This is a genomic window from Streptomyces sp. NPDC059010, from assembly GCF_042740355.1.
Lineage (GTDB): Bacteria > Actinomycetota > Actinomycetes > Streptomycetales > Streptomycetaceae > Streptomyces.
Genome location: NZ_JBHYJA010000023.1, coordinates 105,706 through 129,904, shown reverse-complemented (window position 1 = coordinate 129,904; position 24,199 = coordinate 105,706). Strand labels below are relative to the sequence as shown.

Here is a 24,199-nt window from a genome sequence, read left to right as displayed (position 1 = left end):
GAGCGGAGCGAGGAAAAGACAACCTCAACCCGGCCAAGGTCCGTTGGTGTCCCCTACCGAAGAACACGGGTCGTTCGCGACACCCGCAGCTCCGTGAGGTAGCGCTTGGTGATCCGGCCTCCGTATCGCCTGTCGATGAGGCCGGCGATGCACCCCAGCAGTCCCTCCCTGGCCTCCGGCGGCAGCGCCCGGTGGCCGGAGTAGGTCCGCAGCACCTCCAGGTATTCCGCCGTGGTGTATGCCAGGTCCCACTCGTAACGCCGGAAGACCACAGGGCCGAACCGGCCGCTGCGTGCGACCTCATCCGTGTGATCCGAGGTGTCGACGTCCTCGGCGGCAGGAAGCTGCAGCCCCGGAGGCGTGGCCGGATCGAAGCGCTCGTAGCAGTCCTGGACCTCGACGAAGAACTGTTCGCTGCCGCCCGCCACATGCTGCGTGGCGATCACGGCGAGGGCACCGCCGGGCCGCAGCGCATCGGCGGCCTTCGCCATCCGCACCGCCGGATCAATCCAATGGAACGCCGTCGCCGACACGACCGCGTCGAACGGCTCCCGCGGCAGCGGCCAGGTCTCGAAGTCCGCCGTCACGATCTCCACCGCCTCGAACCCGGCCAGGTTGCGCCGGGCGACGCCGGCCATGCCGGAGCCCAGCTCGACGGCGGTGATCCGGCAACCGCGCTCAGCGAGAGGCAGGGTTGCCTTTCCGGTGCCCGCCCCCACCTCAAGGACACGGCAGCCGGAGCTGACACCGGCCACATCGGCGAGGTCGTCGAACAGCTCCGGCGGGTACCCCGGCCTGGCCCGGTCGTACAGCTCCGCGTCCTCGTCGAAGGTCCGGCTCAGGGGGACACGGCGCGTCACGTCAGGTGTGTCATCGCGCACGGCAGCACACTAGAACCTGTCCGACGGTTTCCGACGGCATGCGACGGTTCCGAGCCCGTGAACCCTGGACCGGCCTGGACCGGCTCTGGTGGGCTGATCCGCAGAGCCTGTCGCAGTTGCAGGGAACTGCGACCCCGTCGCGCGCGTACGGGGTGCAAGCGAGGTGTGAAGGGCCCCGCAGTCCGGGCGTGCTGTCTGGCGGCCGGCGCTCGTCGTCGGCGAAGATGCCCCGGTGAACGACCACACCACACCCCTCATACCCGCACCCGCCCCGGCCCCCGCCCTGCGCCCTGTCCGTGGCATGGCCCGGCTCGCGGTCGCCAGCCTCGCCCTCGCCGGCGCGGTCTGGGTCGTACGGGCCATTTGGGAGATCCGGCTCGCCGTGACCGGGGAACCCGCCTCCGGACCGCCGGACCAGGGCGAGGGCGTGCACCGGCCGCTGACCTCGCTGGAGAACTCGTACCACTTGGTCAGCACTGTGGGTGCCGCCACCGTGCTGATCTGCGCGATCGTGTTCCTGCTGTGGCTGGACAACGTGCGGGACAACGCCCGCGCGCTGTCCGGGCACAGGCCGCGGTACTCCGGTTTCTGGCTCTACGCCGGCTGGTTGATCCCCGTCGCCAACCTGTGGATCCCGCGCAGCATCATCGCGGACGCCCACCAGGACAGCGCCCCGGGCCAGCGGCTGCCGGGCGCCCTGAACGTGTGGTGGGGCCTGTGGCTGATCGGGCTGTTCAGCGGGGTGGGCCTGTTGTACAGCGACGACACGGACCAGCTCATCGCCCGCGCCTACACGGACCCGTGGATGCTGCTCGCCTCTGACGCGGCCGTCATCGGCGCCGCCGTGGCCGGCATCCTCGTCGTCCGCGCCGTCACCGCCGTGCAGGAGCGACACCTCCACAGCACCGTGCGGCACGGCGATTCACCGGTTCACACGGCCTGAGGCGCGTCCGACGGATCGCGTGACCGAGCCGCGCCGGTGTCCACTCAACCACCGCAGGACCGGCCCCCACGGGAAGGAGCCAGCGCCCGTGGTCGGCACCGGCACGCGGCGCAGGCAGCCGCAGCACAGGCAGCCCATCACACCGTGGCACGCGGTGACAGAGGCGAAACAACCTCCCCCCGCAGCCCCGTCAACTTCATTCGACTGCGCCCCCGCGCTCAGTCACCCCCCTCATCCCACAGACGGCGTTCCATCCGCACACACTGCCCCGCTCACGTGAAATGCTGGACACGCGACCTGAGCGAGGCCAACAGAGGTGGAGGACACGATGGACTGGGCCCGCTTCGCACAGCAGATGGCATCCATGGCACGGGAACTCCTCGCACAGGACACCGTCGGCACCACACTGGAACGCATCACCGGCTCGGCCCTCGAACAGGTCGAGGGTTGCGACGCGGCCGGCATCCTCGTACTGCACGGCACAGAGGTCCAGACCCTCGCCGCCACCCACCAACTGGTCACCGACAGCGACCGGCTCCAGGAACACCTGCACGAAGGACCATGCTTCGAGGCGGCCCTCACCAAAGTCGGCGAACGCGTCTTCCGCATCTCGGACCTCACCCGCGAACAACCCCGCTGGCCCTCCTTCGCCCCCCAGGCCCACAAGCTCGGCATCGGCAGCATGATGGGCTTCCTCCTCTACACCGAAGACGAAGACCTCGGCGCACTGAACATCTACTCCCACCGACCCGGCGCATTCACCGAGGCCAGCGAACTCGCCGGCTGGCTCCTCGCCTCCCACGCCGCCGTCGCCTTCTCCAGCGCCCGCACCCACGCCCAGATGGAACACGCCGTCGCCACCCGCCACACCATCGGCGAAGCCATGGGCATCCTCATGGGCAGCCACGACCTCACCGAACAACAAGCCTTCGACGTGCTACGCCGCTACTCACAAGAGAACAACATCAAACTCCGCGACGTGGCCCGCCAGATCTGCGAACACGGCAGCCTCACCTAGCCACGGGGAACGGCCCCCCGGGCACACGGTCAGAACCTGAGGAGCCTTGACCGAGCCAGCCCCCTAGAGGAAACGCCGCCGACCCGGCCTGAACGCCAAGTCCCCACCCACGCCGAATTCACACAACCCGAGCACCCGCCCGACAAAGCCGCCGCCGGCCGAGCCGGATTGTCGCTGAGTTTCGTGGCCGACAGCAGTCGGCGCGGCGCGGGTAATGCGGCGCTCGACGGCATTGCGGTACGCATGCGCAGAGAGGCGGCGGCGCGAGTCGCAATGAAGCCGCATTGGACATAGGTCAGAAGGGTCTGGCGAAGAGTGCGGTCCGCGAGCGCCAGGTCACCCAGCGTGCGGGACACGAACGAATCCGCCACCTCACGGTCCCGCGTCAGTACCTCGACCAGTTCGACGTCGGCGAACCGTGGCTCGTACGGAGACCCCCGATCCCGTACGCCGTACACCCCGTCGTGGCCTGGACACCGTCCGTGCCGTCCATGCCGCTGCGGCAGTCGAGGAGTTCCTCCTCGCCCCCGGAGGGAACCAGATCCACCGGGCCGCGACACCGGTGGCCGCGACCAGCAGTCCGTGGCCGACCGGACTGGGGGCGATCTGATCCACCGCCCCGTCGGGCTTGGACCGACGTCTGGACCGTCGCCGGGCGAGCCCGCAGGGGGGTTCAGGGCCTGCGGTCGTGGAAGGTGCGGCGCAGGTCGCTCACCCAGGCGTCGGGGTTCTCCCAGGGGATGAAGTGGCCGCCGTTGTCGTGGGCGTTGACGTTGACGTGGTTGAACCAGTCGGCCTGCGGGCCGGTCTTGAATGCCTGGACGCGCTCGTCGGCGGTGTGGATGCCGGGCGGGTTCTCGTACGTGACGAAGGTGAGGCCGACCGGGGCCTGCACGACCGGGGTGCGGTCGTGGGCGGGAGTCCAGGGGTAGCGGTTGGCGTTGGCGTAGTAACGCATCGACGTGGCGATGGAGTTGTTCACCCAGTAGATCGTGGCGTGGGTGAGCAGGTCGTCCTTGGTGAAGACGGACTCGATGTCGCCGCCGTTGTCGCTCCAGGCATCCCAGCGCTTCAGCAACCAGGCGAGCAGTCCGGCCGGTGAGTCGCTCAGTCCGTGGGCCAGGGTGGCGCCGTCGAGCATGTGCACGGCGAGGTGGGACGCCCAGCGGTGGTCCAGTTCGATGATGCGGGCGCGGACGTCGGCAGGCTGGTCGTCGGTGAGGGGCCGGTTCCGGGCAAAGTCCCAGGCGCGGGGGCCGGTGAAGAAGTCGAGCGGAAGTCCGGAGCCGATGTGGATGCCGTACAGCTCGTCGGCGTACTTGTGGCCGAGCTGGCTGGAGACGATCCCGCCGATGTCGCAGCCCCCAGCGGCGTATTTCTCGTATCCCAGGGTCTCTGTCATCAGGGTGTGCCAGAGGTCGGAGACCTTCCAGAAGTTGACGTCCGGAAAGCCGGTGAGCGGGCCGGGGAAACCGAAGCCGGGCAGGGACGGCACGATGACGTCGAAGGCGTCGGCGGGATCACCGCCGAACGCGGCCGGGTCGGCGAGCGGGTCGATCACCTTCGACCAGTGCCAGAACGTCCACGGCCAGCCGTGGGTGAGGATCAACGGGATCGGGCGGGGGCCGCTGCCGGGCTTGCGCATGAAGTGCACCGGGACACCGGCGACGCTCACCTGGTAGTGCTCGTAGGCGTTGATGGCGGCCTCGGCCTTGCGCCAGTCGTAGCCGTCCCGCCAGTAGGCGACCAGCTCGCGCAGATAGCTGTCCGGGACGCCGTAGGACCAGTCACCGTTCCCCTCGTCCACCGGCGGACGGGTCAGTGTGAGACGGGCGCGCAGGTCTTCGAGGACCTCGTCGGGCACATGGACAGGGGTGGGCTCCAAGGGGAAGACGTGCGGGGCGGTCATGGCGGGGTTCCTTACCAGGTAGGGGGAAGCGGTGCCGTTGGCCTGTTGGGTGGTTGGGCGGCGAGCCGGGCCATATCAAGGGGTTCGGGCAGCGGCGCGGCGTGTGCCTGCCGGTGGTGCGGGCGGAGTCAGCCGACCAAGGCCGGCCAGTTCGGCCAGGTCGGCCAGTTCGGCCAGTTCGGCCAGGCAACCGATGCCCTCCTTTTGACGCGACTCGACCTCCTTGGCACCGGCGCGGACTCTCAGCGGCTCTGACGATGGGACATTTCCGTATCCTCCCCGGGGCGGCGTTGCATAGGCCCATCTCCAGCGCCCGGCAGCATTGATCACTCTGATCGCACGTGCCCAGCAAAGGCTCGGCGTCCTCATCGTCATCGTCGCCGTCGCTGTCGCCTTCACGGAACGCCTCCATGAAGGGTGATCTCGTCGTCGATCCACGCGAAGGGGCGTTCCCCCGCCCAGTCAAGGAGGGGGCGGGTTTTCCAGTGGAGTCCGTCCGCCGGATCGTCGTCTGTGGGGTCCGGCCAGTCCACTACGGGCAGATCCGGCAGACCGAGCCAGGGGGCGATGGCGTCGTTCGCTTCTGACATCCAGGTCGTGGCCCACACCAGGGTGCAGGGAAGCGACAGCAGCCGGGGCCCGTGGGCGGGGTTGATCCTGGTGATGAGCGGGTTGGCGTCGGCTTCTGGTGGCATGCGCCCGGTCTGGAACGTCGGATAGCCCGTAGGGAATTCGTCCTGTGTCGCTCCGAAGGGAATGAGAGGTCCATCGACGTCGAGGAAGAGAAGGGGCAGCGTAGAGCCGATCACGACTGCACCGTAGTGACATTCGGACTGTCGTGGCAGGCGGCCATCGCGCGGGCGGGCAAGCAGGCGGGCGGGCGGGCGGGCGGGGAATTCGGGGACTCGTGGGGCTTCGTCACTTTCCCCAGATCTTCCGGTACGCCTCCCGGTAGCCCGATGGGTCCCAGGCCGTGGCCCCGTGGCTGTTGTCGGTCGTGGTGATGTGGACGGGGGCCACGTAGCCGCTGGCCGGGCGGGCGGAGAAGGCGCGGTTGAATTCGTCGATGATCTGCCAGCCCTGCAGGGACAGTGGCTCGGGCACGGTGGCGGACTGGTACTGGCTGTTGTTGATCCGTTGGAAGGCGGAGGGGTCGCCGTCGCCGGCGCCGATGTTGAACGGTGGGCCGGAGCCCTTCTTGCCGGCCGCGCGGAATGCGGGGGCCGCGTCGGCGAAGTAGAGGTCGTTGATGGCGACGGAGTGGGTCCATGTGGTGCCGAAGCGGGAGAGGAGGGAGGCGATCACCCGGGGGGTGCGGCTGCTCGCGTCGGGGATCGGGATGTTCTCGTAGGCCAGCAGTTCCACGCCCGGGCAGGTGGCGAGTTCTTCTTTGATCAGCTCGGACTTGTTCTTGGCGAAGGGGATCGAGGCGTCGGTCATGAGCACGACTCCGGCGTGGCCGCCGGAGTTCGAGATGATCCACTGCGCGCTGATGTCGGCGACGTCCTCGACCCGGGTGGTCACGTTGGTGAAGAGTTCGGGCCGCCGGCTGGGCCCGGGGGCGGCGACGGCGTGCCAGCCGATGAGCGGGATGTGTGCCGCGTTGGCCCTGGAGACCTGCTGCAGCGTCGAGTTGGGGTCGAAGCCGCCGATCACGATGCCCGAGGGCCGCAGGGCGACGGCCTGGCTCATGGCCGCCTGGATGCCGGCCGGGGTGCCGCCGCCGTCGATCACCCGGACGTTCCATCCGATGACCCGCGCGGCCGCCCGCACGCCGTCCGCGGCGCCGGCGACTCCGGGATTGGTCATGGTCTGGGCGACGTAGACGATGGTCTTGCCGGAGACCGCCGGGGGGCCGCTGGTCGGCCCGTTCCATGAGACGTCCGTCAGTTCCGCCCGGCTGACCATGGCCTGGGCACGGGCGTGGACCGCGGGACAGCCGTTCGGGCCCGGGGTGGACTCCTCCGGTCCGCTCTGCGAGCCGCGTTCGCAGCCGGCGAGGACCGTTGCCGTGGTGAGCAGCAGGACGCAGGTGGCGAGCCGGGCCCTGGGGACGCCGGTGGTGGCGTTGCGGGTGCCGTGCACGAGAGCTCCTCACGGAGGCGTGAGCGGGAGGGTGCGGCCGGGCGTGGAGGTGGTGCCCGTGGTGTGGGTCAGGGAGGGGAGCCCGCGGAGCCATCGTCCTGGTACCCCGTGGTCTCATCGTCTTGGCGCCGCGTGGTGTCTTCGTCCTGGTGACCCGCGGTGTCATCGTCCCGGTGACCCGTGGAGCCATCGTCCTGGTGCGGGGAGGTCGGCGGTTTCTGCGGCGGGGCGGGGGAATCGCGGGACGCGACGGATCCGGTTCGCAGTCGGCGGCGGGCGGCGTAGCCGGCCAGGCCGACGGCGATGAGCAGGGTGCCGCCATGGAACAGCGGGACCGTCCAGAAGTCGGCGCCCAGCTGGCCGATGCCGGTCAGTCCGACGGCCAGGACGGCGACGGCGACGACCGTGCCCACGGCGTTGGGCCGGCCCGGTTTGATCGCGGTGGCGCCGAGCAGGGCGCCGACGAAGGCGGGCAGCAGGTAGTCGAGGCCGACGCTCGGGTTGCCGATCTGCTGCTGGGCGGCGAGCAGTACGCCGGCGAAGCCGACGATCAGTCCGGACGCGGTGAACGCGTAGACGGTGTACTTGCGGGTCGGGATGCCGATCAGGTCGGCGGCGCGCGGGTTCGATCCGATGACGTACAGGTAGCGGCCGAGCGGGAGCCGCTCCAGGACCAGCCAGAGGGCGACGGTGAGTGCGAGGACGTAGAAGGCGGGGACCGGCAGGCCCAGGAAGGCGGAGTCGTAGAGGTCGGTGAAGGCTGCCGGGAGGCCTTGCGGTCCGGGGACGATCCGGCCGCCGTCCGTGATCCAGCCGGTCACGGCGTACAGCATGCTGCCGGTCCCGAGGGTGGCGATGAAGGAGTCGATCCGGCCGAACACGACGATGACGCCGTTGAGGACGCCCACGACCGCTCCCCCGGCGATCACCGTCAGGCAGGCGAGCGGCCAGGGCCACCCGTCGTTGACGATGAGCTCCAGCACCATGACGTGCGCCAGGCCGAGGCCGTAGCCGATCGAGAGATCGAACGCGCCGGTCACGATGGGGACCATGGCGGCGAGGGCGAGGACGGCGGGGATCGACTGGTTGGACAGGATCGAGTCGACGGTGTCCAGGGTGGGGAAGGTCCGGGGCAGGGCCAGGGAGAAGATCAGGAAGAGTACGGCGGTGAGGGCCAGGAGGCCGTACGCGCCGATGAGGTGCCCGCCCGGTCGGGGCCGGGGCGAGGACGGTGCCGGCGAGGGAGTCATGGATTCGTCGCGGTTCCGGAGGATGGCATGGCCGAGGCCGCCCGGGTGAGTGCGGCCGTTGTGAGGGCCGGGCCGCTCAGCTCGGTCGTCACGGATCCGCCGACGAAGACCAGGGCGCGCCGGCACGCGCCGGTGACCTCCTCGAAGTCGGTGGAGATGAGCAGGACCGCGAGGCCGGCGGCGAGCGCCTCGTCGAGCAGCCGGTGGACGGCGGCCTTGCCGCCGACGTCCACGCTCGCGGTCGGCTCTTCAAGGATCAGCAGGCTGAGGCCCACCCGGAGCCATCGGCTGATCATCACCTTCTGCTGGTTTCCGCCGGACAGGACGGCGATGGGGGCCTCGGTGTCGCGGGGACGCACCGAGAATCGTTCGATCAGGGTGGTGGCCTCGGCTCGTTCGTGGCGCGGGCTGATCCACCGCGGCGTGGGAGGACTCCCGGCGCGTGGGTTGGCCAGGAGGTTCTCCCGTACGGTCAGTTCGGCGAGGCAGCCCTCTCGCTGCCGGTCCCCCGGCACCAGGCCGACACCGAGGCCGACGGCGTCCGCGACCGTACGCGGGCGGTACGATCGGCCGCCGAGCAGCACCCTTCCGGCGAGGACGGGCCGGGAGCCGGCCAGGGCCCGGCCCAGGTCCAGGTGGCCGGCGCCCGAGAGGCCGACCAGGCCCAGGGCTTCTCCGGCCCTGAGTTCCAGGCTGACCGGTCCGGCGGCGGCGGTGCGCACCCGGTCGAGCGTGAGGACGGCGGGGCCGGCGGCGGGTGTGCGGGCGGGGCGGTGGTCGGCCAGTTCCTCGCCGACGATGTCGTGCACCAGCCGGGCGGGGCTGTGGCCCGCGAGCGGGCCGTGGCCGACCAGGTGGCCGTCGCGCAGAACGGCGAAGGTGTCGGCCACCTCGTACACCTCGTCCAGGCGGTGGCTGACGTAGAGGATGCCGTGTCCCCGGTCGCGCAGCGTGAGCAGGACGCGGAAGAGCCGGGCGCAGTCCGCCGCGGGGAGGCGGGCGGTCGGCTCGTCGAGGACGATGAGCTTCGCCCGTGCGGCGAGGGCTCGGGCGATGGCGACCAGGGAACGCTCGGTGGGGGCGAGGCGGGCGATCGGTGCGTCGGGGTCGAGGTGTGCGGCGACGATCCGCAGGGCGTCGACGCAGTGCTCGCGGGTGCGCCGCCAGGAGATCAGTCCGGCGCGGCGCGCGTATCCCGTGGTCAGGGCGATGTTCTCGGCGACCGTCATCCATTCCACGAGACCGAGGTCCTGGTGGATGAAGGACATGCTGCGGGAGGCGGACTGACTGCGCAGGGGGTGCCCGTCCACGGTGATCTTTCCCGCGTCGGCGTGGTGGACGCCGGAGAGCACCTTGATGAGCGTGGACTTTCCGGCGCCGTTGGCCCCGAGGAGGGCGAGCACGCTGCCTGCGTGGATGTCGAGATCGACCCCGGCCAGCGCGACGGTGCCGCCGAACCGCTTACGGAGTCCTCGGACGCGGACGAGGGGTTCCGCTCCGCCGGGCGGCATTGCCTTGTCGGGGGTGTCGGGGGCGTCGTACACGGACATCTCCCCGGGGTCGGCCGGCAGGTGCTTCAGGTTCTTCCCGACTGCCATGACGGATATTAGCGGGTCACATCATGACATTTCAGGCATTCCGAAGTGGTGTGTGGCCGCGCCTGTCAGACCCCGGCGAGGCCGCATTCGGCCCAGATGACCTTGCCCTGCGGGATGTAGCGCGTACCCCAGCTCTGTGACAGCTGAGCGACGAGGAACAGGCCGCGACCGCCCTCGTCGGTGCTCGCCGCCCGGCGCAGGTGCGGGGCGGTGTTGCTGGAGTCGGAGACCTCGCAGATCAGGGTGCGGCCGTGCAGCAGCCGTACCCGGATGGGCCCCGCCCCGTGCCGGATGGCGTTGGTGACCAGCTCGCTGAGCATCAGTTCCGCGGCGAAAGCGGCCTCGTCGAGGCCCCACTCGGCCAGCCTGCGGACGGCGGCGGCGCGGACCTCGCTGACCCGGGCCGGGTCGGCGGGCAGATCCCAGGTGGCGATCCGGTCGGGGGGCAGGGCGTGGGTGCGGGCGACGAGCAGGGCGATGTCGTCGCCGGGGTGGGCCGACGCCACGGTGTCCAGGATGACCTGGCAGGTCTCCTCGGGCGTGCGCTCCGGGTGGGCCAGGGCTCCGCGGAGCTGGTCGAGGACCTCGTCGACGTCGCGCTGCCGGTCCTCGATGAGCCCGTCCGTGTAGAGGACGAGCCGACTGTCCTCGGGGAGGTGGACCTCGGCGGATTCGAAGGGCAGACCGCCCAGGCCGAGCGGGGGCCCGGCGGGCAGGTCGGGGAAGGACACGGTGCCGTCGGGGTGGGCCAGCGCGGGCGGCGGGTGGCCAGCCCGCGCCATGGTGCACCGCTGGGAGGTCGGGTCGTAGACGGCGTACAGGCAGGTCGCGCCGATGATGCCGGCGCCGTCGGAGTCGGGGTCGTCCCGGTCCAGGCGTTGCACGAGGCTGTCGAGGTGGGTGAGGACTTCGTCCGGAGGGAAGTCGAGTTCGGCGAAGCTGCGCGCGGCGGTGCGCAGTCGGCCCATGGTGGCGGCGGAGAGCATGCCGTGTCCGACGACGTCGCCGACGAAGAGGCCGACACGGGTTCCCGAGAGGGGGACGACGTCGTACCAGTCCCCGCCCACGTCCGATTCGGCGGGCAGGTAGCGGTGCGCGACCTCGACGGCGTCCTGATCGGGCAGACCGTGCGGGAGCAGGCTGCGCTGGAGGGCCAGGACCATGGTGCGTTCGCGGGTGTAGCGCCGGGCGTTGTCTATGGAGAGTGCGGCTCGGTTCGCGAGTTCCTGGGCCAGCGAACGGTCGTCGTCACCGAAGGGTGCGGGGTCCTGTGCCCGGTAGAAGCCGACGATGCCCAGCACGACACCGCGGGCGACCAGGGGCACCGCGATGAGGGAGTGGACGTGGCCCAGCAGTTGCCCGGTGTGCTCGGGGTCCTGCGCGAGCCAGCCCGCCGCCGCCCTCAGGTCCGGTTCCAGCACTGCCTGTCCGCTGGCCAGGCAGCGCAGCTGGGGCGTGGTCGGGCCGTAGTCGACCCGCTTGCCGACCGGTGAGAAGGGCAGGCCGTCGCGGATCCCGTGGACCACGGCACGGCGCAGGTCGCTGCCGGGATCGGCGGACTCCTCGCCGCGCAGTACGGCCTCCGGCAGGTCGATGGTGACGAAGTCGGCCAGTCGCGGCACCGCCGTCTCGGCGAGTTCCTGTGCGGTGCGGCGCACGTCCAGGGTGGTGCCTATGCGGGCGCTGACCTCGGAGAGCAGCTCCAGGCGGCGCCGCGCGGCCAGCGCATACGTCCCCACGTGCGGCTCCCCCACCATCACGAGCCCTGTCTGCGAGGGCGGGGAGCCGGGGCGATGATCCGTCGCTCCGTCGGCGGCGACGCTCATGCCGCCCCGTGCCTGGCCGGCGCCGGCCAGGTGCCCGGACGACACGGTGACGGTGGCCCGCTCGGGCGCCGGGGCGGCATGCGCGGCCTCGGGCTGCGGACCGTCGGGGGCGGCGGCACGCTCGACGGGGAGGCCCAGCGGCTCGTCGACCTGGCGTGGCACGGCGGCGAGGATCTTTCCGGGTGAAAGGCCGGGCAGTACGGCCTCGATGGCGATGCCCGCCACTCCGCAAGCGGTCGTCACCGGACGGCTCACGAGCGTGACCAGGCGGCCGTCGGACAGGTGCACGTCGACGGCGGCCCGTATCCCCAGGGCGATCAGTTCGGCGGCCTTGCCCACCAGGACCGACCGGTCCCGGGGGTGCAGTTCGAGGGCCAGTTCGTCCACCCCGATGCCGCGGTGGAGACCGGCCGCGGTGCCCGCTCCCGCGTCCAGGTACGCCCGCAGCAGAGCGCGCCCGCGCGCGGAGCTCTGTCCGAGGAGCCGCCGCTCGATGGCCTCCGCCGCCTTGCGTATCACGCTGTCCAGCGCCGGGTCCTCGGCGCTGCGTGGATATCCGAAGCACAGGACACCCTCGATACGGCCGCTGAGCGGGTCGCGGACGGGCAGTGCGCGGCAGGCGCTCCCCTGGGAACGCTCGGCGAAGTGCTCGGCGCCGTAGACCCGGATCAGCCGGCGCTCCGCGAGCGCGAGACCGATGCCGTTGGTACCGGCGACGTGCTCGGCGAACACGAATCCCGGGACGCGTTGGATCGCCGGGAGGGTTCTGGCCAGCGACGCCTCTCCGAAACGACGCAGGACAACGGTCCCGCCCGCGTCGGCGACGGAGATGTTCATCGAGGTGCCGTCGAACCGGGACTGCAGGCGGTCGAGTACGGGCAGGGCCGCGTGGACGATCGGACCGTCCGGGTCGAAGTCATCGCGGAAGGGAAGGTCGGCCTGGTCCGGCGAGAGATCCAGGGACCGGCAGCGCTGCCACGAGTTCAGGATGGACGTCCGTACGCCCGTCTCGACCGGCTCACCCTGCAGAAACCGCTCGCGGAAGCGTACGGGCCCTGCGCCGCCTGTCGCACGCCCCGTCGACATCGGTTCCCCGCCGGACCGAACCACGCTTCGCCTCACTCGTGCTTTCTGTAACCCATCTTCGGAAATACCCAGCATTAACGACAATACGGGAAATCAAAGACATGAGTCACGATCCACAAGATCACTCACGCATGGTGACCGGACGGGGTTGCAGTCACAGGACCGCGACCGGACTGACAGGTGAGCCGGTCCCGCCGGGAACGTTCAACGGCGCCACCACCAGCAGGAACTCATAACGCCCCGCCTCGGCGGTCGCCGCCGAGAGCGCCTCCAAGTCGAGGTTGTCCAGCAGCGGGACCCCCATCGCGGCCACGGCCAGGGCGTGGACCGGCGAGTGCACACCCTCCACCGGTGAGGGCCGCACATCGCTGTCGCCGTCGCCACCCAGCAGCGCGATGCCGCGCTCGCCGAGCAGGGGCAGCGCGTCCACATGGAACCCGGCGCTCGCCTCGTCGGGATCCCAGGCACCGAGTTCCGCGCGGCGGCGGGCATGTCCGGAACGCAGCAGCACCGCGTCGCCCTCGCCGATCGCCACATCGAGTGCCTTCTCGGCAGCGATGACGTCCTTCGCATGGACCGCCTGCCCCGGCTCCAGCCAGCGGATACCGAGGACGGCGGGCAGGTCGAGAAGCACCCCCTTGGTGACGAGGGGGCCGAGCGCGGACACCGCGCCGAAGCGGGCGCCCGCGGCGTCGACGACCTCGTCCGCCGCCCGGCCGTCGTAGAGGTGCCCCCGGTAGGCGATGTGGCTGAGGGCATCGAGATGGGTGACACCCTTGCCGTGGTAGTCGGCGGCAATGAAGTCCTTGTAGGTGGCGGGTTCCGGGGCTTCCCGATCGCCCAGATCGGTCATGTGGTGCAGGGCGGGCCTGCGGTTGTCGGGGCCGGGCCGGGTGTTCCAGGGCAGTGACATCGGGACGACGGTCCCGGACCGCACCATGGCCGTGGCCCGCCGTACGGATTCCGCGGTCACCCGGTTCCAGGCGCCGCGGTCGGCCGGCGCCCACCGGCCCCAGGTGCGAACCGCCTCGAAGAGTGCGTCGAACTCCCGTCGGGAGACGGCAGGACCGTTGCCGACATCGCCGGATCCGGGGTTCGGGGCCTGGGCGGAACTCGGGCTCATCTGTACTCACCGTTCCCGGCTGTGGGACGGCTCCGACGGCAGGACGTCGATGCCATGACACGGAAAAAGCATCGTCCTCGATATTCGCACCAGTAATCCGGCAAGGCTTCTCGCGTCAACGCCCTGAAACTGGCACCGTACACACGCATGGAGCTGACCAAAACAGGGCAAACCATGACATCGGTGCGATGGAGGCTCGTGCTGGCCAGCACCACCATGCTCTTCGTCGAGCTGGCGCTGATCAGATGGGCCGGTGCCAACGTCGTCCATCTCAGCTACTTTTCGAACTTCATCCTGCTGGGATCGTTCCTCGGCATCGGCATCGGATTCCTGATCCCGGCGGATCGCGGGCAGTGGCTCAAACGCTGGACGCCCATCCCCCTCGCGCTTCTCGTCGTCTTCGTGCGCGCGTACCCGGTGCAGGTGCGTCAGAGCAGCAGTGAGGTCATCTACTTCACGGCCGTGAAGACCACCGGCCTGCCCCAGTGGGTGACGCTGCCGGCCATCTTCCTGCTGACCGCGGTGATCATGGCCGGCATCGGCAAGATCACCGCCGACCTCTTCCGCCAACTCCCCTCGCTCGATGCCTACCGCTACGACCTGCTCGGCAGCATCACCGGTTCGGTCTCCTTCGCCGTACTGTCCTGGCTGCGCGCCCCGTCGGTCGTGTGGGGCGTATGCGCCGCCGCGGCCCTGCTGATCCTCGGCGGACGCCGCAACACCTTGCTGTACGGCATCCCCCTCACGGCGATGGTCGCCGCGCTGTTCTTGGAGACGACGACGGCCGGCATGTCCTGGTCGCCCTACTACAAGATCGAGCTCAAAGCCTCACCGACCGCCACCCGGACCTACTACATCTCCGCCAACGGCGTCCCGCACCAGAGCACCGCGCCGCTGCCGGTGCTGATGCGGGAGAACTCGCCCTATCGGCAGGCGTACGAGCAGACGCCCCGCAACCCGCACAAGCGCGTGCTGGTCATCGGGGCCGGTAACGGCAATGACGTCGCGGTCGCGCTGGCGCACGGAGCGGAGCACGTGGACGCGGTCGAAATCGACCCGCGCCTGCAGGAGATCGGTGCACACCTGCACCCCGCCCGGCCGTACGACGACCCACGAGTGCACGTCCACATCGACGACGGGCGGGCGTTCCTGGAACGGACGAAGGCCAAGTACGACCTGATCATTCTGGCGCTCCCGGACTCTCTGACGCTGGTGTCGGGCGCGAGCAATCTGCGGCTGGAGAGCTACCTGTTCACCCGTCAGGCGTTCGAAGCCGCCCGCGATCATCTGACGCCGGACGGCGCGTTCGCCATGTACAACTACTATCGCAAGAGCTGGCTGGTCGACCGCTTCGCCGGCGACCTCGACGACCTCTACGGCCACGCCCCCTGTATGACGACGTTCAAACGGAACGCGGCCGTGCTGGTGGCCGGGATGACCCCCGCCGACCAGGCATGCAAGCAGATCTGGCGGGCAAGCGGGCCGGTCCCCGCGGCCGCGACCGATGACCACCCCTTCCCGTATCTGCTGCACCGGACCATCCCCACGCTTTACCTGGGCGCCCTGGGCGCGATCCTGCTGGTGACGTTGCTGTCGGTGCGCCTGACCGGGGTTCGCATCCGGAGCACGCTCCGCTACACCGACATGTTTCTGCTGGGCGCGGCTTTCATGCTGCTCGAAACGAAGAACGTGATCGGCTTCGCGCTCTTCTTCGGAACGACCTGGCTGGTCAACGCCCTCGTGTTCTTCGGTGTCCTGCTCTCCGTCCTCGCAGCGGTCGAGGTCCGACGCAGATTGCGGCGGGTCAGCCAACTGGTGCTGCAACTGCTGCTCTTCGGCTCCCTCGCGGCGGCCTGGCTGGTTCCGGCGCAGGCCGTGCTCGCGCTGCCCTTCGCCGGACGGCTCGCGGCCGCGATCGCGCTGGCCTTCGCGCCGATCTTCTGCGCCAACCTCATCTTCTCGGACCGTCTCGCGCTGGCCCCCGACCCGACCTCCGCGTTCGGCGCGAATCTGCTGGGCGCGCTGACCGGGGGCGCGCTCGAATACCTGGCGCTGATGACGGGCTATCAGGCGCTGCTGCTGATCGTCGCCGCCCTGTACCTGGGGGCATGCGTCGCCATGCGCTTCACCGGTCGCGGGCCGGACCTGCGGGCAACGCCGATGCCGGAGGAGACCGTGGCCGTCAAGGCCCAGCCGAGCACGGGCCGCTGATACCGGTGCAGGGTGCGGCGGCGGGGAGAGCGCAGGATGCGGCAGCGGGGACGGTCCTGGGTGCCAAGTCCTCGGCCACCGCGCAGGCGGCTCCGGCGCATCGCCCGTACCGGAGCCGGTGGCTCAGGCGCTCGGCGCCCGTCGGGATGCCGGATGGGCGACATAGCTCCCGATGGCGGCCAGTACGCCCGCCGCGGCGACCAGCAGCGCCGCGGTGAGGCCCGCACGCAGCAACAGCGTGCCGATGGCCGCTCCGGCGAGGACCGCCAGCAGGGCGGCTCCGCGGAAGGGCTGGGAGGCATCCGACGTGCCGCCGCCCACCGCCGACTTCCTGATCCAGGTGATGAGGGTGCCGGTCACCAGCGTGGTGTTCACCTGCGCCCCGAGCTGCCACATCGTCGCGCTGCGAACCCCCATGGCCGCCGCGGTCAGCGCGATCACCGCATAGTGCCTCGGCAGCGGGTGACCCGCCGCCGCCCGCAGGCCGATCGCCGTCAATGCCGCGGCCACCAGCAGGGTGGAGGCGATGGCGGCGGAGCTCAGCAGCCATCGACGGCGGCGGGCGGCCGTGGCGGCGCCGAGGCGGCTGCCGGCAACGACACCGACCGTGAACCCGGCGAGTGCCGTGAGCGAACCGAGGGGGGCGAGCCCTTCGCCGCCCCCGAAGGCGAACCCGAGGAAAAGGATGTTGCCCGTCATGAAGGCGGTGAAGATCTGCCCGAGGCCCAGGAACGCCACCGCATCGACGATCCCGGTGACCGCGGTCAACGCGATCAGCGCCTTCGGCAGTGGGTCGGAGTCGGCCGATGCGGGCATGCGTTGTTCCCATCCATCCTGGGCGGAGCGTGCGTGATCACCTGACGGACCTTCAGTTTTCACTTCACGAAGCGGTATTTCAGGTGGGTCGCGAGGGGCGTGGCGACCATCCTGACCGGCTCCAGGTTCTGTCGTTGTGCGCCCGGGCCGTCGAAGAGCCGCAGGCCGTCGCCGAGGAGTGCGGGCACCACGTGCAGTTGCAGCTCGTCGATGAGTCCCGCGTCGAGGTACTGCCGCACCGTGCTCGCGCCGCCCGCGATGTCGACGTTCCTGTCGCCGGCCGCGGCGCGCGCCCGGTCCAGGGCGCGGTGAATGCCGTCGGTGACGAAGGTGAAGGTGGTTCCGCCTTCCTTGACCAGGGTCGGTCGGGGGCGGTGGGTGAGGACGAAGACCGGTGTGCGGAACGGGGGGTTGTCGCCCCAGAACTCCTCGCCCGTGTCGTACATCATGCGGCCCATGACCACCGCCCCGGTGGCGTCGAACCACTCGCGCATCAGCCGGGAGTCCTCGTTCTCCTCCCCGCCCGTCATGCCCTGGCGTTCCCGCCAGCTCGCCAGGTCGTGGATCCACTCGAAGAGCGGCTCGGCGCCGTCGCCTCCCGGGTTGTCGATGCCGACGTCGGTGCCGGCGACGTAGCCGTCCAGGGAGATGGCCAGATCCGCGGTCACGGTCACGATGAGTACTCCTGGGTGCTGGGGTGCGCTGCCTTCACTCTCACGTCGATCGGGAACGGGTGTATTCGACACGCCTGGCTACGCCCCCTCCGTCCGCGCCGGCACGCACCGCCACGCCAGCCCCGCCGCGATCAGATACGCGACCGCGCCCGCCGTCATGCTGAGGCGGAGCCCGGCGTCGTAGTCCGTGGCTGTGGCGAGCAGGGTGCCGCCGAGAGCCACGCCGGTGGCGCTGCCGATCTGGCGGGTGGTGTTGAACAGGGCGGACGCGGCTCCCGAGTAGGCAGGGGGTGCGGCGCCCATCACCGTGGCGGTCGAGCCGGTGAGGGCGAAGGACGTGCCGAAGCCCACGGCCATCATGGGGGCCACCAGCAGCGCGTAGGCGGGATCGGCCCCGGCCGCGGCCCAGCCGGTCAGTCCGAGGGCGGCCAGGAGCATCCCGGAGATCACGAGCGGGCGGTCACCGGTCCGGCGGGTCAGCCGTCCGGAGAGGACGGAGGCGAACATGGTCATCGCCACCGCCGGGAACAGCGCCAGCCCGGTGCCGAGGGCGCTGTAGCCGCGCTGGTGCTGGAACTGGAGGCTGGCGGTGAACACTATGCCGTAGAAGCCGAAGTTGAACAGCAGGCCGATGGCGGCTCCCCCGCTCATCTCGCGGGAGCGGAGCAGGTCCAGTGGGAGGACGGGAGAGCGGGCCAGCCGTTCGCGCACCACGAACGCCGTGGTGGTCAGTGCGGCCAGGCCCAGCCCGGCGAGCACGGCGGGATCCGACCAGCCGCGCCGTCCGGCCTCGTTGAGTGCCGCGGTCAGCAGCGCCACCGTCGCCACGACCACGCACTGCGCCGGCCAGTCCAGGGCCCGGCCGGTTCGCCGGGGCGAGCGTGCGACGTACCGCAGGGTCAGCAGTGTGCAGGCCACTCCGACGGGCAGGTTGATGAGGAAGACCCAGCGCCAGCCCACCGTGGAGACCAGCGCTCCGCCCAGCAGCGGTCCGGCGCAGGCCGCGATGCCGGCCATCGAACCCCACAGTCCGAAGGCCCGTGAGCGTACCTCCGGCTCCGGGTAGGCCTGCTGGAGCAGGGCCAGGGAGCCGGGCACGATGAGTGCCGCGCCCAGGCCCTCCACCAGCCGGGCCGCCACCAGGAACAGCGTCCCGGGCGCGAGCGCGCAGGCGGCCGAGGCCACGGTGAACACCGCCACGCCCGAGCAGAAGATCCGGCGGTTGCCCAGCCGGTCGCCGAGCGCGCCACCGGTCAGCAGGAACCCGGCGAAGACCAGGGTGTACCCGTCGGTGATCCACTGGATGCCGGTGAGGGAGGCCGACAGCTCGCGGCCGATCACGGGTACGGCGACGTTGAGGACCGTCACGTCCAGGATCACCATGAAGTACCCGGCGCACACCGCCAGCAGGGGCGCCCAGGGCTGGGCCCGTCGCTCGGGCTGCGGGGTCTCCTCGCCGGAGGGCTTGGACCGCCCGCCGTCGGCCGGCTCCGCGAACGCCACCGCCCCAGCTCCTCCCGTCCGCAGAGACCTTTGCACCAACGGGAACAATAGGGGTCATATCTCCCGAAAGTGGGGAGCTGGGGCGCTTGCGCAGTACACGGCTAGCGAGCCACCGCCTCGGCTCCCACCTGTGCGAACTTCTCGTCCAGCGCGCCGGACGGAGCACCCGCGACGCCGATGGCGGCGATCGGCGCGTTGCCCGCGGTGACGGGGACCGCGCCCGCCAGGAACAGCGTGCCGGGGATGTCCTTCAGGTTCGGGGCCTGCTCCAGGCGCTCGGCCAGCTGGGAGGTGGGGGCGTTCCAGGCCACCGCGGTGAACGCCTTGCGCTCGGCGGACTCGTAGGACTGCGGGCCGGCGCCGTCGCCGCGCAGGGTGACGATCGTGTTGCCGTTGCGGTCCACCACGGCGACCGTGACGCGCTGGTTCTCCTTCTCGGCGGCGTCGAGCGCGGCCTGCGCGGCCTCGGTGGCGGCGTCGATCGTCAGGTGGGTGGAGGTGGTCGTGGCCCGGGCAGGGGCGGCGGCCGAGGCCGCGGCGGCGGACGGGGTGGCCGGGGCCGAGGCGTTCGCGGACACCGCGCCGAAGCCCGCCAGGGCGACGACGGCGAGCACGGCGCCGCCCGTCGCGACGCGGGCACGGCGGGAGAAGGACTTGCGCACTCGGTTCATGGGTCGGTCGACTCCTTCGATGGGCGGGGCGGCCCGGTTGCCGCCCTGCTGTGTCCGCTCTCCACCCTCCGTGCGGAACCAGGCACCGGCCGTCGACGTTCCGGCTGCCTCCCCGTCGCACTACGGACGACACCGGGGTCATCCGATCGGTTGACCCTCCCGGCCCTCACACCGGGTCACAATGGAGGTGTTTGCCCAGTTCAGCGCATGCGTGTGGGAAGGGAGGCGGCCCCGGATGGGGAACCGGTCGTACGAAGCGGGCACCGTGGACGCCCGGTGGCTCGGCGTCGTGATGCACGCGGCGTTCTTCCTGCTGCTCGGCGGCGCGCTCGCCCGGTTCCTGCTGCGCCACCCCGGCGAACCACGCACCCCCTGGATCATCGCGCTGTGCGTCGTGCTCGCCGTACTGCACCTGCTGGGCCCCAGGGCGGGTGACTCCGGCGCCCGGCCCACCCGACGGCACACCGCGTGGCTGGCGCTCGTCGTCGTGGTGTGGATGGTGCTGGTCGTGCTCGCGCCCAGCTTCGCCTGGTGCGCGGTGCCCCTCTTCTACACCGGTCTGCGCACCCTGCCGCCGCGTGCGGCGCTCGTTCTCGTGGCCGTCCTGACCGTGTTCGTCGTCGCCGCGCAGGTCCAGCTCGTCGGCCGCTTCGACCCCAACCTGGTCCTCGCCCCGCCGGCCGTCGCCGCGCTCGCCACCGCCGTCTTCCTGCAGATGGAACGGCACACCGCACGTCAGCGCGTCCTGATCGACGATCTGCTCCGCACCCGCGCCGAACTCGCCGCCGCGGAACGCCGCGAGGGCACCCTCGCCGAACGCCAGCGGCTCTCCATGGAGATCCACGACACCCTCGCCCAGGGCCTGTCCAGCCAGCAGATGCTGCTCCAGGCCGCGGACCGGGTGTGGGAGACCGAACCGGGCAAGGCCCGCGCCCATGTCCGCACCGCCGCGTCCGTCGCCGAGCACAATCTCGCCGAAGCCCGCCGCTTCGTGCACGACCTCGCCCCCGCCGACCTCGCCCGCGGCGGCGGCCTCGACGAGGCGCTGCGTGCCCTGGCGGCACGGGAGTCCGGTGCGCAGCTCACCGTCCGCGTCCACACCGACGGCGACGGCCGTCTCCCCCGGCTGCCCGACCGCGTCCAGTCCGCCCTGCTGCGGATCGCGCAGGGCGCCCTGGCCAACGTCCGCGAACACGCCGGTGCCCGCACCGCCGCCCTCACCCTGACACTCCTGGACGACGAGGTCGTCCTCGACGTCTCCGACGACGGCCACGGCTTCGATGCCGCCGCGCCACCCGGCGACCCCGACGGCGGACGCGGGCACGGGCTGCCCGCCATGCACGCCCGGCTGCGCGCCCTCGGCGGCACCCTGACCATCGAGTCCACCCCCGGCGAGGGCACCGTCCTGTCCGCCGCCGTGCCCCTCCCCCTGGAGACACCCCGATGAGCACCGACCGCGCTCCCGTACGCATCCTGGTCTGCGACGACCACACCGTCGTACGGGCCGGACTGCTCGCCCTGCTCGACAGCGCCCCCGGCATCGACGTCGTCGGCGAGGCCGGCACCGGCGAGGAAGCACTCGCACTGGCCGCGCGACTCACCCCGGACGTGGTGCTGATGGACCTGCAGCTCGGCGAGGGCATCGACGGCGTGGAGACCACCCGCCGCCTCACCTCCTCCCCCGGCCCCGGCGCCTCTCCTCACGTCCTGGTCCTGACCACCTACGACACCGACGCCGACATCACCCGCGCCATCGAGGCCGGCGCCACCGGCTACCTGCTCAAGGCCGAGCGCGCCGACGAACTGTTCGCCGCGATCCACGCCGCCGCCGAGGGACGAACCGCCCTGTCCGCGCCGGTCGCCGGCCGCGTGATGGCCAACCTGCGCCGGCCCCGGCCCACCCTCACCGACCGCGAGCGCGACATCCTCACCCAGCTCGCCCGCGGCATCGGCAACCGGGACATCGCCCGCGCGCTCTACATCAGCGAGGCCACCGTCAAAACCCATCTGCGCCGCATCTACGACAAGCTCGGCGTCGACACCCGTGCGGGCGCGGTGGCCGTCGCGAAGGAACGCCGACTGCTGCCCTGACCTGCCTCGACCCGCGGGTTCGGTGCGGTCAGCGCGGGTCAGGGGCGCGGGGCACGCTCCGCGGACCCGCGCGCACAGCGGGCCGCCCCGCGCATCGGTGAGCCCGAGCCGTCCGACCAGCAGGCCGCCCGCCACGACGCCGTCCAGCACCTCGGCCGGGACGGCGTCCAGCATGAGCTTGGCCCGGCGGAACATGGTGAAGTCCCCGGCGTCGTCCACCGTGCCCCACGACAGGTAGACGCGTGGTCGTGATCCCCGTGGTTGTGATCCCCGTAGTCGTGGCTCGTGGTGCTCGGGATGTGCTGGTCGCTTCGGTGGGCGTCGCCTCATCGCCGTGCCGGTCCGGCGGGGCGGGTCGGGCGGAGCAGGAGGAGGGCGACGTCGTCCGTGTGGTGGCGGTCGGTGGGGCGGGTGTGGTGGACGAGGTGGTCGACCAGGTGGTGCAGGGGGAGGTCGCTCGACTCGCCGAGGTGGTGGGCTAGTTCGGCGGTGGTCTGGTCGATGTCGGCGCCGGGGATCTCCACCAGGCCGTCGGTGTAGAGCGCCAGGAGGGTGCCTTCGGTCAGGGGCAGGGCGGTGGGTGGGAAGGCGGTGGTGCTCATGCCCATGCCGATGCCCAGGGGCGGGCCGGGGTCGATGTCGACCGTGTGGGCGTGCGTGTGGGGGTGGCGCAGCAGCGGGGGTGGGTGGCCGGCGCTGGCGAGGGTCACCTCGTGGCGGGCCAGGTCGAGGTGGGCGTAGAGGCAGGAGACGAACCGGCCGGCCTCCAGGTCGGCCAGGTCGCGGTCGGTGCGGGCGAGGACCTGCGCGGGGCTGGCGCCGGCGGTGGCGTGGGAGTGGACGGCGGTGCGGACCTGGCCCATGAGGGCGGCCGCCGTCGCGTCGTGGCCCTGCACATCGCCGATGACGGCCGCGACGGTCGTCTCGGTGAGCCGGATGAGGTCGTAGAAGTCGCCGCCGATGTCCATGCCGTGGCTCGCGGGCAGATAGCGGGCGGCGACGTCCAGTCCGGCCACGGTCGGCAGGGTGCGCGGCAGCAGGGTCTGCTGGAGGGCGTGGGCGAGGCTGTGCTTGGCGTCGTAGAGGCGGGCACGGTCCAGGGCCTGGGCGATGAGACCGGCGAGCGGCGTGAGGATGGAGCGCTCCGCGGCGGTGAGGGCGTGCGGGTGGTTGTAGGCGAGGACGAAGCAGCCGAGAGGGCGTCCGGAGGTGATCAGCGGCAGGAACGCCCAGGCGTGTTTGTCGCTGATCTGCGGCGCCTTGGGGTAGGCGCGGGCCAGCTCCGCACGGTCGGCGAAGTAGGAGGAGCTGCCGGTGGCCAGGGCACGGCCGGCCGGGGTGAGGTCGGCGTCCGCGGGCAGGCCGTCGAGTTGTTCGATGGTGTTCGGGGTGTAGCCGCGGTGCCCGATGATCTGCATCCGGCCGGCATCGACGGTGGACATGATCATGCCGTGGGCGCCGAAGGCGGGCAGGATCTGGTCGGCGACCAGGTCGACGACGTCCTTCACGCCCACGGCCTCGGTCAGCGAGGCCGCCAGGTACACCAGGAGGTGGATGCGGCTGGTGGCCGGGGCGTCGATGTGGACGGGCTGGGTGTCGGCCGGCCGCACCGGCGGGCCGACGGGGTCGCCCGGGGTGATGAGGATGCTCATGCCGCCGGCGTCCGCGTCGAAACGGAAGCTGAGCCACTGGACGGAGGGGCGCAGCACCGTCAGGGCGAGGGGCTCGTGGCTGATCAGGGCCGTGCGGTAGGCGTCCATGAAGGCGACGTTGTCCAGCCAGGACAGCGACTGCCACAGCTGGGTGCCCAGCAGCTGCTCGGCGGGCCGGCCCAGGAGTTCGTCCGCCGCGGGGTTGGTGAAGGTGATCCGGCCCTCCCGGTCGAGGGCGAGGGCGCCGAGGGTGAGTCGTTCGGTCAGCTCGGTCGCGGCGAGCGCCGGCCGTACGCGTCGTACCTCCCGGGGGCGCAGCGGGACGAAGCGGGGCCGGTCCGGTACGGCCGTGGGGCGGGCGGCGTCCAGGACCCGGGCGACGCGCCGGGCGCTCAGGGCGATGCCGCCGCGCTCGCGGAGCGTCAGCCGGCCCGGACGGTCGGACCGCCACATCAGCATCAGCGCGCCCCGGCTGTCGCGCAGGCCGGTGAGGGGCGTGATCGCGAAGGCCACCCGGTAGGGCATGTTCGCCGCCGCGCGCGGGTACGACCGGGCCAGCTCCTCCTGGGAACTCACCCAGACCAGCCGCTCCTCGTGGACGGCGTCCTGGGCCGGACCGGGGGCGGCCAGCGTCACCCGCCACCAGGGCTCGACCGCCTCGACCGGCACCCCGCAGATCGCGTGCAGGGCCAGTACCGTCCCCTCGGGGTCGGCCAGATAGACGCCCCCGGCCACGGCGCCCGTACGGTGCACCGCCGCCGCCAATGCCCCGCCCAGCGGATCGGCATCGGCGGATTCCTCGGAGCGCCCGGTCACGTGGGACACACCCTCCCGCCCATATCAGGACGGTACGTCCGCGCGG

Annotated in this window: 18 protein-coding genes and 2 pseudogenes; 6 read left to right on the top strand and 14 right to left on the bottom strand. The window is 71.3% G+C overall.

All coding sequences use genetic code 11. The annotated features are described in order from the left end of the window. Nucleotides 1-53 precede the first annotated feature (53 nt). A complete protein-coding gene (locus ACFWYS_RS25085) occupies nt 54-860 on the bottom strand; it encodes a class I SAM-dependent methyltransferase (protein WP_384773034.1) in 807 nt (268 codons plus the stop codon). 253 nt (nt 861-1,113) lie between these two features. Between ACFWYS_RS25085 and ACFWYS_RS25080 the strand changes: the two genes are divergently transcribed. From ACFWYS_RS25080 to ACFWYS_RS25070, 3 genes are all read left to right on the top strand, one after another. After that, the gene (locus tag ACFWYS_RS25080) at nt 1,114-1,824 is read left to right on the top strand and encodes a DUF4328 domain-containing protein (RefSeq protein ID WP_384773031.1); all 711 of its coding nucleotides are present in this window, start codon (nt 1,114-1,116) and stop codon (nt 1,822-1,824) included. Between the two features lie 328 nt (nt 1,825-2,152). Beyond that, a complete protein-coding gene (locus tag ACFWYS_RS25075) occupies nt 2,153-2,842 on the top strand; it encodes a GAF and ANTAR domain-containing protein (protein WP_384773028.1) in 690 nt (229 codons plus the stop codon). Between the two features lie 418 nt (nt 2,843-3,260). Further along, complete coding sequence (locus ACFWYS_RS25070) at nt 3,261-3,452, top strand: hypothetical protein (RefSeq protein ID WP_384773025.1); 192 nt, start codon at nt 3,261-3,263, stop codon at nt 3,450-3,452. A gap of 63 nt (nt 3,453-3,515) precedes the next feature. Here the strand turns inward: ACFWYS_RS25070 and ACFWYS_RS25065 are convergent, their stop codons facing one another. From ACFWYS_RS25065 to ACFWYS_RS25035, 7 genes and pseudogenes are all read right to left on the bottom strand, one after another. Further along, nucleotides 3,516-4,751, bottom strand: a complete 1,236-nt coding sequence (locus ACFWYS_RS25065) for an epoxide hydrolase family protein (RefSeq protein WP_384773022.1) — start codon at nt 4,749-4,751, stop codon at nt 3,516-3,518. A 416-nt stretch (nt 4,752-5,167) separates the two neighbouring features. Further along, nucleotides 5,168-5,560 (bottom strand): annotated as a pseudogene (locus tag ACFWYS_RS25060) (hypothetical protein); the annotation flags it as partial. A 109-nt stretch (nt 5,561-5,669) separates the two neighbouring features. Further along, nucleotides 5,670-6,836 carry a substrate-binding domain-containing protein gene (locus ACFWYS_RS25055; RefSeq protein ID WP_384773019.1) on the bottom strand — a complete coding sequence of 389 codons (1,167 nt, stop codon included), beginning with the start codon at nt 6,834-6,836 and terminating at the stop codon, nt 5,670-5,672. A gap of 68 nt (nt 6,837-6,904) precedes the next feature. Then, on the bottom strand, nt 6,905-8,086 hold the full coding sequence (locus ACFWYS_RS25050) for an ABC transporter permease (protein WP_384773016.1): 1,182 nt from the start codon (nt 8,084-8,086) through the stop codon (nt 6,905-6,907). Beyond that, on the bottom strand, nt 8,083-9,636 hold the full coding sequence (locus ACFWYS_RS25045; RefSeq protein ID WP_384773125.1) for a sugar ABC transporter ATP-binding protein: 1,554 nt from the start codon (nt 9,634-9,636) through the stop codon (nt 8,083-8,085). Before ACFWYS_RS25045 ends, ACFWYS_RS25050 begins: the two co-directional genes overlap by 4 nt. 113 nt (nt 9,637-9,749) lie before the next feature. Continuing rightward, complete coding sequence (locus ACFWYS_RS25040; RefSeq protein WP_384773013.1) at nt 9,750-12,596, bottom strand: SpoIIE family protein phosphatase; 2,847 nt, start codon at nt 12,594-12,596, stop codon at nt 9,750-9,752. 154 nt (nt 12,597-12,750) lie between these two features. Beyond that, the gene (locus ACFWYS_RS25035; protein WP_384773010.1) at nt 12,751-13,719 is read right to left on the bottom strand and encodes a cyclase family protein; all 969 of its coding nucleotides are present in this window, start codon (nt 13,717-13,719) and stop codon (nt 12,751-12,753) included. Nucleotides 13,720-13,893: 174 nt separating this feature from the next. Here ACFWYS_RS25035 and ACFWYS_RS25030 point away from each other — a divergent pair, with 174 nt between their 5' ends. Continuing rightward, a complete protein-coding gene (locus tag ACFWYS_RS25030; protein WP_384773008.1) occupies nt 13,894-15,930 on the top strand; it encodes a spermidine synthase in 2,037 nt (678 codons plus the stop codon). Between the two features lie 123 nt (nt 15,931-16,053). Here the strand turns inward: ACFWYS_RS25030 and ACFWYS_RS25025 are convergent, their stop codons facing one another. The 4 genes from ACFWYS_RS25025 to ACFWYS_RS25010 form a co-directional block, all read right to left on the bottom strand. Next, entirely contained in the window at nt 16,054-16,746 is a 693-nt protein-coding gene (locus ACFWYS_RS25025) for a YoaK family protein (RefSeq protein WP_384773006.1), read from the bottom strand. 59 nt (nt 16,747-16,805) lie between these two features. Then, the gene (locus ACFWYS_RS25020; RefSeq protein ID WP_384773003.1) at nt 16,806-17,420 is read right to left on the bottom strand and encodes a dihydrofolate reductase family protein; all 615 of its coding nucleotides are present in this window, start codon (nt 17,418-17,420) and stop codon (nt 16,806-16,808) included. A 78-nt stretch (nt 17,421-17,498) separates the two neighbouring features. Continuing rightward, complete coding sequence (locus ACFWYS_RS25015) at nt 17,499-18,923, bottom strand: MFS transporter (protein WP_384773000.1); 1,425 nt, start codon at nt 18,921-18,923, stop codon at nt 17,499-17,501. 101 nt (nt 18,924-19,024) lie between these two features. Beyond that, a complete protein-coding gene (locus ACFWYS_RS25010; protein WP_384772997.1) occupies nt 19,025-19,594 on the bottom strand; it encodes a heme-binding protein in 570 nt (189 codons plus the stop codon). A gap of 235 nt (nt 19,595-19,829) precedes the next feature. On the opposite strand from ACFWYS_RS25010, the gene ACFWYS_RS25005 reads away from it, so the two are divergent. Next, complete coding sequence (locus tag ACFWYS_RS25005; RefSeq protein ID WP_384772994.1) at nt 19,830-21,041, top strand: sensor histidine kinase; 1,212 nt, start codon at nt 19,830-19,832, stop codon at nt 21,039-21,041. Next, nucleotides 21,038-21,685 (top strand): response regulator, encoded by a 648-nt coding sequence (locus ACFWYS_RS25000; RefSeq protein ID WP_384772991.1) that lies wholly within the window; start codon nt 21,038-21,040, stop codon nt 21,683-21,685. The genes ACFWYS_RS25005 and ACFWYS_RS25000 overlap by 4 nt, the downstream gene beginning before the upstream one ends. 72 nt (nt 21,686-21,757) lie before the next feature. Here the strand turns inward: ACFWYS_RS25000 and ACFWYS_RS24995 are convergent. Both ACFWYS_RS24995 and ACFWYS_RS24990 read right to left on the bottom strand, forming a co-directional pair. Then, nucleotides 21,758-22,015, bottom strand: a pseudogene (locus ACFWYS_RS24995) (DUF5990 family protein); the annotation flags it as partial. Further along, complete coding sequence (locus ACFWYS_RS24990) at nt 22,012-24,153, bottom strand: SpoIIE family protein phosphatase (RefSeq protein WP_384772989.1); 2,142 nt, start codon at nt 24,151-24,153, stop codon at nt 22,012-22,014. The gene ACFWYS_RS24990 and the pseudogene ACFWYS_RS24995, both read right to left, overlap by 4 nt. Between the last annotated feature and the right edge of the window lie 46 nt (nt 24,154-24,199).